11 protein-coding genes are annotated in these 12,276 nt (G+C 43.8%); 5 read left to right on the top strand and 6 right to left on the bottom strand.

Features of this window, described 5'->3' with window-relative positions; genetic code table 11:
• Positions 1-45: 45 nt before the first annotated feature.
• Positions 46-936, bottom strand: a complete 891-nt coding sequence (locus C7475_RS10480; protein WP_110053308.1) for an SMP-30/gluconolactonase/LRE family protein — start codon at positions 934-936, stop codon at positions 46-48.
• A 205-nt stretch (positions 937-1,141) separates the two neighbouring features.
• On the opposite strand from C7475_RS10480, the gene C7475_RS10475 reads away from it, so the two are divergent.
• Positions 1,142-2,614 (top strand): hypothetical protein, encoded by a 1,473-nt coding sequence (locus C7475_RS10475; RefSeq protein WP_146217517.1) that lies wholly within the window; start codon positions 1,142-1,144, stop codon positions 2,612-2,614.
• 22 nt (positions 2,615-2,636) lie between these two features.
• Positions 2,637-3,689: a nucleoid-associated protein gene (locus C7475_RS10470; protein WP_110053306.1), complete on the top strand. Its 1,053-nt coding sequence runs from the start codon at positions 2,637-2,639 to the stop codon at positions 3,687-3,689.
• A 199-nt stretch (positions 3,690-3,888) separates the two neighbouring features.
• On the opposite strand, the gene ricT is transcribed toward C7475_RS10470, so the two are convergent.
• From ricT to radA, 5 genes are all read right to left on the bottom strand, one after another.
• Positions 3,889-5,346: a regulatory iron-sulfur-containing complex subunit RicT gene (gene ricT / locus C7475_RS10465; protein ID WP_110053305.1), complete on the bottom strand. Its 1,458-nt coding sequence runs from the start codon at positions 5,344-5,346 to the stop codon at positions 3,889-3,891.
• 129 nt (positions 5,347-5,475) lie between these two features.
• Positions 5,476-6,615 (bottom strand): DNA polymerase III subunit delta', encoded by a 1,140-nt coding sequence (locus tag C7475_RS10460; protein ID WP_110053304.1) that lies wholly within the window; start codon positions 6,613-6,615, stop codon positions 5,476-5,478.
• 9 nt (positions 6,616-6,624) lie between these two features.
• Complete coding sequence (locus tag C7475_RS10455) at positions 6,625-7,155, bottom strand: glutathione peroxidase (RefSeq protein ID WP_110053303.1); 531 nt, start codon at positions 7,153-7,155, stop codon at positions 6,625-6,627.
• 123 nt (positions 7,156-7,278) lie between these two features.
• Positions 7,279-7,968, bottom strand: a complete 690-nt coding sequence (locus C7475_RS10450; RefSeq protein WP_110053302.1) for a ComF family protein — start codon at positions 7,966-7,968, stop codon at positions 7,279-7,281.
• 58 nt (positions 7,969-8,026) lie between these two features.
• On the bottom strand, positions 8,027-9,397 hold the full coding sequence (gene radA / locus C7475_RS10445; protein WP_110053301.1) for a DNA repair protein RadA: 1,371 nt from the start codon (positions 9,395-9,397) through the stop codon (positions 8,027-8,029).
• A 630-nt stretch (positions 9,398-10,027) separates the two neighbouring features.
• On the opposite strand from radA, the gene C7475_RS10440 reads away from it, so the two are divergent.
• From C7475_RS10440 to rpsI, 3 genes are all read left to right on the top strand, one after another.
• The gene (locus C7475_RS10440) at positions 10,028-10,717 is read left to right on the top strand and encodes a zinc metallopeptidase (RefSeq protein WP_110053300.1); all 690 of its coding nucleotides are present in this window, start codon (positions 10,028-10,030) and stop codon (positions 10,715-10,717) included.
• 661 nt (positions 10,718-11,378) lie between these two features.
• Positions 11,379-11,822: a 50S ribosomal protein L13 gene (rplM, locus tag C7475_RS10435; protein WP_110053299.1), complete on the top strand. Its 444-nt coding sequence runs from the start codon at positions 11,379-11,381 to the stop codon at positions 11,820-11,822.
• Between the two features lie 14 nt (positions 11,823-11,836).
• Positions 11,837-12,226, top strand: coding sequence for a 30S ribosomal protein S9 (gene rpsI / locus C7475_RS10430; RefSeq protein ID WP_110053298.1), 390 nt, complete (start codon positions 11,837-11,839; stop codon positions 12,224-12,226).
• Positions 12,227-12,276 lie beyond the last annotated feature (50 nt).

Genomic DNA, 12,276 nt, shown 5'->3' with positions numbered 1-12,276 from the left:
ATCAGTGACCAGGAGTGAATTGATCGCTCCTGGTCACTGACTTTTTTAATATCGTTTTCCCGCTATCTCTACGCGGAACGTCTCCATACACTTCCTGTCCTGCAATGTCACAAATACGGTTTTACCGTCTTTGCCTCCAAAGGTGAGATTACTGCAATGCTTACCTTTCAACGGTACTTCCCGCAATTGTTTTCCACCTGGCGTCAATACCACAATGGTACCTTTACCCCAGCGGGCTACATACAGGTTACCAGCCTTATCACATTTCATTCCGTCAAAGCCATAGTCTGAAAACTCAGCGAAAAGTTTCTTATTGCTGATATTTCCATCCTTGTCCACATCGAATTTCCAGATCTTACGCTGGACGCTTTCATTAACATACAGGGTTTTTTCATCCGGACTCAGTTCAATACCATTGGTAGTGCCCATGTCTGCCTGCAGAAGCACTGCTTTACCACCATTATCGATACGCCAGATCTGTCCTTTCGAGTTTTTCCAGTCGGGGTCAGAGGCGAATAACTGATCTTTTCTGTTAATACAGAGATCATTGGGCTGAGACATTTTATCAGAGTGCATATATACACTTACCTTTTTCGTCTTCATATCCACTTCCAGTACATTGTGCCCCTTGAAGTCGGGCAGGTACATGTTGCCTTTGCTGTTGAACTGGATGCTGTTGGCGATACTGCTATCGGGCAATGTCACAAATATTTCCCCGCTGCCGTCTTTTGTGCTGATCTTTCCGATGGTGCCATCTCGCAGGTAGTTTACCACATAGAGATTGCCTGCTTTGTCGAAATTCGGGCCCTCAATGTTAACGGAAAACATGTTCTCCTTCGTAAGGTCCTTCGCCAGATACAATGTGGTGGAATTACCCTGTGCCATGACTGCACTACCGGCTGTTAGTGCCAGTGCTAAACAGATATGCTGCTTCATGATAAATGATTAACGTTGAGATATCAAGTTAAGAAAAGATAAGCCGTAATCAAGGTTATTAAGACAAAATTGACCGCTACTACGCTTTCCAGGGGCAAAATATGCCAAATAACTACCGTTCAAAAATTTGGTTATCAAACCCTTAATATATTACAGAAGTACTTATATATTTGTGGTGTTATTAGTCCTGTGTAAACGTCCTATTATGCTTAGAGCTATACCTATTGTTTGCCTTCTTTGGCTGGTCCTTAACTCGTCATGTAACAACAGCTCCCAACCCGCTGCCGTTAAACAGAACAAAGACATCAATATTGCGCCTATCGTGCCGGATAGTGTAATGAAGCATTTAGACTTCATTAATGGGCTGACACAGTTGAAGTTGCCCTATCCGAATGCCTATGAGCTGAAGGAAATAAAAGATTATAGTCATTATCTGGGTACCGATACTTTTCTGCGGGTTACCGCTGGCCGTTTTGCCACCATTAACGGGTTCACTCCGGTCATCTACGCCTGTGAAATAAATGACCATGAAAAAAGGACTTTCCTGGTAGTGTATAATGACAACGGGGCTGAGAAATCTCGTTTGCAGATAGCGGCTAATATGAGCGGAGAGCGTGAGGAAACGGATGAAGAAGCCGTTACGGCGGTGAAGGACACAACATCCACAGAGTTCACTAACCAATGGTTTTATATAGGCCTGGACTCCCTGATCGAAGTGAGGGCCCGGCATTCCACTTATGTGCAGGGTAGCCAGAAAGTAAATACCTCTCTCCGTTTTTATAAAATAGGACGGAAGGGAACGATCAAAGAAGTGCCGCGTGATAAAGAATCCTTCGAGCAGTATGCCGACCGCTTTCCCGAGCAGAAACTGCCAGCTACGTTGGATACAGTCAGCACGAAAGAGCTGAAACCTGTTTCCAGGCTAACACCATATTACGATTTTAAGGAAGAACGACAGGACCCGTTGTATGCGCTGGGACGGCTGAATATAGCAGGAAGGGCAACGGCGTTGCTGTATGCAAGGGATACTATTTACCTGGACGAAGGACTGAACTATCCTGAAGTAAAACTGATCACTTATAAGAAAGGAAAAGAAGTTGACAGAATTGTGGTGTACGGGGGTACTTTAGGGGAGCATTCAGAGACTATATACAGGAAGTGTATGGTGGACAAAGATGCCAGCATCAACCTGCAGGAAGAAGATACAAGAGAACTTGATAGCAGCTTCCGGTTTAAGACGGTGTACAATATGCAATATGAGGTGCTGCCATCAGGAAAGATCATCGGCCGGCAGGCCACGTCTATCGTGCATAGCTCAAAACTGTACAATGAGAAAGCTTGCATTAAGTACTTCAAAAGTAAGCGGGGTAACCATCACTATGCTTCATTGTTCCACATACGTGCGAAAGACAATATCCTGGTCGGATTACATGCTTTTAGCAAGAATGGGGAAAACTTCCTGGAGTTCTTAACCGTGAATAAGGATAATAAGATCATCGACCGGTATACAATGTATAATAACCTGAAGAAACAGAAGCTGAACGACGTAAAGGCGAAGCAGATGGAGGATAGAGAAGATGATTACAATGAGCGGCGCGGAAGGCTGACCTGTGAAGCCATTATCAAATTGACAGGTAAGGAACTGCACATTACGCCAGGGGGTAAGTTTGTGAAATAGTTTTCACTATTTTCGCCGGGCCATGATACATGTTTCAGATTTTAAAGACCTTGAACACCTTGCAATACATAAGGTAGGGAATGCCTCACAGGAAGAACCGCTGATTTGCTCTCAGGCGCCGCTTGAGTTGCAGGATGAAGCAATCAGCCAGCTGTTACTGACGTATTTTATACAGCCGTTTACCAACAGTGCGGAGTACTTCCGTTTTTATCATGAGGCTGATTTACAATTAAATGAGATATTTCAATATTGCCGCCGTATATTTGAAAACAGGGACAATTTTCACGAGCAATCAGTAAATATTGCCAAGCATCTGTACAAGCATTCCACTCATCCAAAGATCAAAGGAGGAGAACTATATATTGCCTACTTTAGTAAATGTCAGGTGGATGGAGAAGAGGTCGAGGCCATAGGCATTTTTAAATCCGAGAACAGAGATACTTATCTCAAGGTATTTCTGGCCAACGACAATTACGAGGTGAATTATGAAGATGGGATCAATATCAATAAACTTGATAAAGGTTGCCTGGTCTTTAACACCGAGGAAGAAAATGGGTACAAAGTCAGCGTAATAGATAGCATAAGTAAACAGAATGAAGCCGTTTACTGGAAGGATGCTTTTCTCCAGGTACAACGCCGCGAGGACAGTTATCACCAGACAGAATTGGCCGTGAACATGTGTAAGAAGTTTATCCATGATAAACTGCCGGTGGAATACGAGATGAGCCGTGTAGATCAGGTGGACCTTCTTAATAAATCAGCAACCTATTTCAAGGAAAAAGAGCAATTCCAATTGGATGATTTTGCACAGGAGGTATTGGGACATCCCGATGCAATAGCATCATTCAAGGAGTACAAAGAACAATTTCAGCAGGAGTTTCAGCAAGAGTTCCCCGACGAGTTTGACATTTCATCTCCTGCGGTAAAAAAACAACAAAAAGTATTTAAGAGCATATTGAAGTTGGACAGGAACTTCTCTGTTTACATTCATGGTAACAGAGAGATGATTGAGCGTGGATTTGACGAGACTACCAACATGTATTACTATAAGTTATTGTTTGAAAACGAAAGTTGAAGTATCTTTTTTTCATAAGCAAAAACCAATTGTTAAACAAAGGCTGTTCTTCCGGGCGGCCTTTTAGTATACAATAGCCGGGAACGTTCCCACGCGTTATTATAAACCGGTTTAGATAAAGATCATGGCTTGACCAGTGGTAATAAAAAAAAGCGCATCATGTTACTGATGCGCCTTCTTAATGGTATTTAACTGATAGTTATTTCTGTTTTTCACGGGGCTTCGGTGGCCTGTTATGTCCTCCGCCTCCCTGTTGTTTAGGACCGTTAGGATTATTCTTGTCCTGCTGCGGTTTAGGCCCGTTAGGTTGATTGCGTTGTTCCTGCTTCTGCTTTGGAGCATGCTGCTGCGGACGCTGTTCCTGTTTAGGCTTTTGCTGTTGCTGCGGACGATTTTCCTGTGGTTTCTGCTGACGGTTCTCCTGCTGCTTTTGTTGTTGTGGCTGACGAGGTTGGTTTTCACCTTTACCTTCGGGTTTTTTGCCACCACCTTGTTGCTGCGGTTGATCCTGCTTCTGTTTGTGTTTTTGTTTTTCCTTGTCTTTGTGTTTGCGCTTCTGGGAGGTTTTTTCCAGGGAGCGTAAGCTGATTTGTCCTACTACGTCTGCAAAGCCCAGGTCTGTTTCCTTTGGTTTTGCTGCGACTACCTCTACAGGTTTCAGATCTTCCGGTCTGATGTTCTGTTTGTTCAGGTGGCGTATTTCTTTTACGCGAGCAATAGTAAGTGGATATTGCTTGTTACTGTCGCCATAGGAGTACCACATCAGGTTCTTGAAGATATCTCTTTTCTGAAGGGTAGCTACGCCATTGGCGGTTTCGATACTATCTGCATCTTCAGGGAATTCCTTCAGTGCATCCAGATAAGTATCCAGTTCATAGTTCAGGCAACATTTCAGACGGCCGCATTGACCGGAAAGTTTTGCCTGGTTAATTGACAGATTTTGATAACGGGCAGCGGTGGTATTCACGCTCTTGAAGTCAGTTAACCACGTAGAACAGCAAAGTTCCCGTCCGCAACTACCGATACCACCTACTTTTCCGGCTTCCTGGCGGGCGCCTATCTGGCGCATTTCCACCTTTACACGGAATTCGCCGGCGTAAAGTTTGATCAGTTCACGGAAATCCACACGGTCGTCGGCAGTGTAGAAGAAAGTAGCCTTACGGCCATCAGCCTGAATTTCAACTTCTGCAAGTTTCATTTCAAGACCAATACTGCGGGCAATGGCCCTGGCTTTGATGAGGGCATCCTTTTCGCGGGCTTTGTTATCGTTCATCCGTGAAAGGTCTTCATTGGTGGCGCGGCGAAGTACTTTCTTTACTTCGGGTGTATCTTCGATACGCTTCTTCTTCATCTGTAACTTAACCAGTTCGCCTGTAAGGCTGATCTGTCCGATGTCGAATCCACTTACGCCCTCTACAGTTACCATTTCTCCTTTGTCGAGCAACTGTTTGGTGGTGTTACGGAAAAAATCTTTCCTGCTACCGTTGTTAAAACTTACCTCTATAATATCAAATGGTGCTAAGCTGTCACTTAGGGGTATATTGGCCAGCCAGTCAAATACATTCAGCCTGTTACAGCCTCCACTACTGCATCCTCCATTGCTTTTGCATCCTGACGGCTTCCCCTCTGCACCTGTACCACATCCGGCACAAGCCATATTAATCGATTTAAATTATTAAATGAATATACGTCCGGGCATTGGTCCGGACGCCTAAATATATGTAATCCTCCCCAATTCAATAGGGGCCGGAATAAACAAAGATAACGGAAAATGCCCTTTAATGCGTCATACTGCCGGAATCGGCCGCTTTTTAAAGATATACTGCAGCTTTACTGAAAGTGCGTGAAACAACAATTTAGCGTTCGCGTTGCGTTCTATATAATAGCAGGCATTGTCAAGCTCCTGCATGATCAGTTCCATTTGCTGAAGGTCTGCAAGCTTCTGCAGTTTGGCTGCAAAGTCCGTTTCCTCTTCTGAAAAGGCCAGCTGGCTTTTGTCCATATACTTCAGCCGCAGGGTATGCTCCATCAGATTAATGAAATAACGGAGGAACTGTTTCTGGTTCTCGCGTCCCATTTTGGTGCTGGCGATACCTTCGATCCATCCCTGAAGCCCCACCCGGTTTCCGGTAAAAATATAGTTGAGCCAGTTGCGCAGCAGTTCATGATAGTCGTCATCAGAATGTTGCAGCATGTACAAAGCTTCCCTGTAATTGCCGGCGGCGATCGTCGCCGCCTGTCTTGCTTTGGCTGCAGGTATCTGTGCCCGGTTCACGAGCGCATCTACCATGACTTCTTTCGGTAACGGATTTACTTTGATAAGATGTGTACGGGATAGTATGGTAGCAAGGATCTGTTCCTGATTTTCGGCCACCAACAGGAAAATGGTATTATCCGGTGGTTCCTCTATCAGTTTCAGTAACCTGTTTCCCTCGTTGCCCAGGTATTCGGGCATCCACATCAATAATATCTTATAAACGCTTTCGAAGCTTTTCAGGCTCAGTTTACGAATGATATCCTGGCATTCTGTGGCGGTGATATTACCCTGTTTGTTCTCTGCCCCTATAAACTGTAACCAGTCATATGCATTGCCATAAGGATGGGCTTCTATGAATTCCCGCCATTCAGCAGCATAGTCAGAGCTGACTGGTTTATCGCCCGGTTTACGGGGAATGACCGGGTAAGAGAAATGTATATCAGGATGTATGTATTTACCCGCTTTCACACAGGAGTTACATGTACCACAAGCACCATCAGGCTGTTTGTTTTCACAGACCAGGTATTGCGCAAAAGCAAGTCCGAGCGGAAGGCCACCCGTCCCTTCCGGCGCCAGTATAATATTGGCGTGGGCAAGACGGTGCTGCTCCGCGGACTTTATTAATTGTTGTCGTATATCTTCCTGACCTATTACATTCGAAAAAAGCATGAACGCAAATTAGTATTTCTTTTCTATCGCGGCCGTTACTTCAGGAGAAAGCGGTTGGGTTTTAGGTGAGAATACGGCTACCAGGTTGCCTTTTTCATCCAGCAGATACTTCTGGAAGTTCCATTGTACTTCAGCCGGTTGAAGGTTTTTTGCTTTACTTTCTGACAGCAGCCATTTATAGATAGGATGAATGTCTGTTCCTTTTACGGAGATCTTGGCTGCCATTGGGAAGGTTACCGCATATTTCTTTGTGCAGAACTCATGGATCTCAGCGTTGCTGCCTGGTTCCTGTGAACCGAAGTTATTGGCAGGGAAACCGATGATGACCAGGTTCTTTTCATATTTCTTGTAAAGCTTTTCCAGTTCAGCGTACTGAGGGGTATTGCCGCACATAGAGGCAGTATTTACGATCAGTATCTTTTTGCCTTTATAATCTGAAAAATTGATCTTACCTCCATCAACAGCTTCTACTTTAAAATCATAGATAGCGCCGCCTTTCATGAACAATAATATCGAAATCAACAGTGTCTTCAGTGTCATATAATTAGAATTGTAGAGTGAATGTATACGTTAATTGAGCTTGAATATAAAAACAAGTGAGCAAATAAAATTAAGTAAAATATGGTATATGAGGTGTTAATGATAAGCGGGTGGGCCACTATTTTAATGGTTAGCAAAGGCCAGTGTACAGATGCTGACAGTGGCCCCGGCATTGATCAGTAATTCACTGCATGCCTCCAGGGTCGCGCCGGTGGTAAGCACGTCGTCGATGAGCAGGAAGTGCTGATCGTTCAACTGGTTCGTACCGCGTATGGAAAATGTGCCGGATACATTCTGCCAGCGGTGCAGCCGGCCTTTATTGGTTTGTGATGGCACATAGTTATTGCGGAAGAGTATTTCATTGGCAACAGGTTTGCCGGTAACGGCAGCTATGCCATTAGCAAGGAGCGATGCCTGGTTATATCCGCGTTGCTGTAATTTGGTAGGATGTATTGGAACAGGAATGATATGGCTTATTTCGTATAGCCACTTGCTTTGCAATAACAGGTTCCCCATCTGCTCTCCGAAGTGAGTGGCAATATCTTCCCGGCGATTGTATTTGAACTGGTAAATAAGTTGCTGTAATAACGACGACTTCCTATAATAATAGGCGGCCATGGCATACCGGACGTTTACTCTTCCCCAAAAGATCTTTTCCACCGGATTATTATGCAGGTGCTGATAACCGGTAAGTGGTAACCGGCGTTGACAGTGCAGGCAAAGAATTCTTTCTGTACGGGTAAGATCTGTGCCACAGCCGTCACAGGTATGAGGATAGAAGAGATCCAGCAGAGAGGATAACAGGTTTTTCATTTTGCAGATAGGATAGTTAGTCCACTGAAAATAATGAAAACCCTGTTAGCAGTAAAAATTAAAAGAGACCTCTGTAAACTTCATCTACCCGTCCAACAGGTACTACCTCAATATTGAACTTGCTGAAGTCTGTTCCCTTCTTATTATATCGGCTGATGAAGATCTTCTCAAACCCGAGTTTCTCAGCTTCAGCTACACGTTGTTCTATCCGGTTTACTGCACGTATCTCACCGCTGAGACCTACTTCACCGGCAAAACAGATCTTGCTGCTGATGGCAGCATCTTCGTAAGAAGATAGAAGTGCACATAATACCGCCAGATCTATAGATGGATCTTCTACCCGGATACCACCGGCAATGTTGAGGAACACGTCTTTAACACCAAAGTGGAAGCCGCCGCGTTTTTCCAGTACGGCTAACAACAGTTGCAGTCTGCGCAGATCAAAACCGGTAACAGTACGTTGCGGAGTACCATACACCGATTGAGTAACGAGCGCCTGCACTTCCACAAGCATAGGGCGCATACCTTCCATCGTTGCAGCAATAGCTACACCGCTTAGTTGATCTTCACGTTGTGATATCAGGATCTCCGAAGGATTGGTAACCTGCCTTAATCCACTGCCGGTCATTTCATAAATACCCAGTTCCGCAGTTGATCCGAAACGGTTTTTGATAGTGCGGAGTATACGGTAAGCATAATGCTGATCACCTTCAAACTGTAAAACGGTGTCCACCATATGCTCCAGTATCTTTGGACCGGCAATCGATCCATCCTTGGTGATATGACCAATAAGGAATACGGGCGTATGACTTTCTTTGGCAAAACGTTGCAGTTCAGCTGTTGTTTCCCTGATCTGGGATACGCTGCCGGGAGCCGATTCAATGAATGGTGATTGAAGTGTTTGAATCGAGTCAACGATAAGGAGTTGTGGGCGTAGTTTCTTAATTTCCTGGAAGATAGTTTGTGTAGATGTTTCAGTTAACAGATAGAAGAGGTCATTCTTAACCTGTAATCTGTCTGCTCTCATTTTTATTTGTTGTGCACTTTCTTCTCCACTTATATAAAGCGTGGTGATGTCTTTGAGTAACAAGGCGTTCTGCAGGAACAACGTGCTTTTACCAATACCAGGTTCGCCGCCTACAAGTACAAGAGAGCCAGGCACTATACCGCCGCCCAATACACGGTTCAGCTCTGCATCAGGTGTAAGCAGACGATCTTCTTCGATACCGCTTACTTCAGACAGGTTCACAATGTTATCAGATCTGCCGTTCTCTTTTTCAGGTTGCCAGTTAGTATTACGTAAAGGGATATCCTTTTGTACTTTCTCTTCAACGAATGTATTCCATTGACCACAACTTGGACATTTACCAGTCCATTTAGCTGATTCGTATCCACAATTCTGACAGAAGAACGCAGTTTTAATTTTCATGCAGCAAATTTAAAACGGAAATATTCCGCTCCATTAAAAAGAAAAATAAAAACGATGAGATGATGATGGAAAAAAATGAGAGAAAGGTTGTTTAAAGCGTTAAAATTTTCCGGAAAAAGGGGCAGCTCAAAATCGGGTAAAAAAGAAAAGAGCCAACAGAAATTTCTGCTGACTCTTTCTACTTACTAACCCATTAAATTCACGTCTAAATTACTAAATGGCTACAGAATAAAAAAGTTTATTTAATTGATGTGAATAACTTTTGACGACTTTTCGTAATGTGACAGATCTGCCACCATAGCACGTTTCAGCGGTTACAGGCATCGAATTATACTTTCATTAAAAGAGCGTAAAGGGTTGATAAATAGGAATGATGCCGCCATAAATTATATATGAAATTGGCGTCATAAAAGCATAAATTATATCTGTCATATCGTCCGGATTGCCCTTCTGAAACTTTATAAAACGACATATTGACAGAGTGAAATTCCCTAATTGGCAGGAAAAAAGTTAGGAAGCCGGACCATTTCTTAATGAAATCCTAAATCCGGTCCGAAGGCACGGTTTGGACACTAATTTGATCGTACTTACCTGTAATTTTGTATTGATTTAAACTTCATTTGAAATAGTATGACACCTGGCATTATGTTCATGTCGCTGATCTTTATCGGGATCAGCATGTTGGTAAGCTGGAGGTTGAAGAGTAAATTCAGAGAATTCAGCGCCATACCGACCTCTTCGGGATTAACGGGTAAGCAGATTGCGGAAAAGATGTTGAAAGACAATGGGATATATGACGTACAGGTTGTTTCCGTAGACGGGTTCTTATCTGACCACTATGATCCTACCAATAAAACTGTAAACCTGAGCCCGGATGTATATTCCGGGGCGAATGTATCGGCTGCGGCCGTGGCCGCGCATGAGTGCGGGCACGCGGTGCAGCATCAGAAGGCCTATCCCTGGCTGAATATGCGTTCTAAGCTGGTACCGGCTGTACAGTTCAGTTCCAATCTAGTACAATGGGTGCTTTTAGGCGGTATCCTGCTTATTAATGTATTTCCATCTTTATTACTGGGAGGTATCACCCTGTTTGGGGTGACAACGCTTTTCGCGCTGGTGACACTACCGGTGGAATTTGACGCTTCCAGGAGGGCACTGGCCTGGCTGGACAATACCAATATCATGCGAAGGGAAGAGCATGATAAGGCGAAAAATGCCCTTTGGTGGGCCGCAATGACCTATGTGGTAGCAGCGATCGCTTCTGTTGTGACCCTGTTGCAGTATATAATGATCTATGCCGGCGCCAGGAACCGGGATTAATTTTATTATCATCTGTTAATCAATATGCTAGGTCGGGAAGGTTTCTTTCCCGGCCTTTTTTCATAAGGCCCCGGACCTAAAAAAAAGTAGAACGAGTGGGTTGTCTGACCGCCAAGCTTATATAGCTCTTGTGCAACAAGCCATCAACTATGCTTATCCCTTTATCTTCCCTTCTGAAGGGAAGATAAAGGGATAAGCATAGTTGATGGCCTATTGTAGGCTTTCCAGGCGTATTTTTGTCGGTTTTTAGTCCTGGGAAGGGACGACTTCCCTTATTCTGAGGGGGCTCGTTCAGGGTGCAGGACGTAAGGAAGAGCTGGGAATGGGCGATCAGGCGGCAAGGGCTCAAAAGCAGTATAGGTTGGGGAAATGGCACTTTAAGTTACCAGTAATGGCTTATTTTATTGGGCATCCATCTTATGTTTAAATATAAATAAGTGTTTTCTGATGATTTACAATACTAAAATAGTCTGATAAAAATATCCAGGTCATGTGTTGATAATTGTATGTCAAAATTATTATTGAAAATCAATTCATTGCAAGGGTGTCTTTCAAAAAAGTTCCTCAAAAGTATGGTAATATGAATTAAGAGGATTAGTTTTGCACTCCCAATTTGTTTGGGATAGTTATATCAGACGTAGAAACTTTATTATATACTATAATGAACACTTTAAGCTTCAAGACTAAATCGGCCAATGACGCTACTGTAACGCGTGAATGGCACATCGTAGACGCTACCAACCTGACTTTGGGTAGGATGAGCGCGAAGATTGCGGCAATCTTAAGAGGCAAGAACAAGCCTTATTATACACCTCACACTGACTGTGGTGATTTCATTATTGTTATCAACGCTGAAAAAGTTCAGTTCACAGGTAATAAATGGAATGACAAGGAATATCTGACTTTCTCTGGTTATCCAGGTGGTCAGAAGGCAGAAGTTGCTAAAGACCTGGTTCGTCGCAGACCAGAACTGATCATAGAAAGGGCTGTAAAAGGTATGCTGCCTAAGAACCGTCTGGGACGTGCTATGTACAAAAAACTGTTTGTATATGCAGGCGCTGAGCATCCACACGCTGCGCAGAAACCGAAAACATTAACTTTCTAATTTTTCTCTGATACATGGAAAAGCAAAAAAATACTATTGGTCGTCGTAAGGAAGCCGTAGCCCGTGTGTACATCAGCAAGGGTACTGGTAACGTTGTTGTGAACGACAAAGACTATAAAGAATACTTCTCGCTGGTATACCTGCAGAACCAGGTAGAACTGCCGTTGAAGACTATCGACGCTACAGATAAATTTGATATAAAGGTAAATGCTGCCGGTGGTGGTATCAAGGGTCAGGCTGAAGCTATTAAGCTGGGTATTGCACGTGCACTTTGCGAAGTGAACATCGAATACCGTCCGGCACTGAAAGCAGCTGGTCTGCTGAAACGTGATCCAAGAAGCGTTGAACGTAAGAAACCAGGTAAAGCTAAAGCTAGAAGAAGCTTCCAGTTCTCTAAACGCTAATCGTGATGAATGCGTGGAGCTATATGTGATACGCAGATTATTAACATTGA

The sequence above is a fragment of the Chitinophaga sp. S165 genome (assembly GCF_003182155.1).
GTDB lineage: Bacteria > Bacteroidota > Bacteroidia > Chitinophagales > Chitinophagaceae > Chitinophaga.
This window is presented reverse-complemented; position numbering and strand designations above follow the sequence as displayed.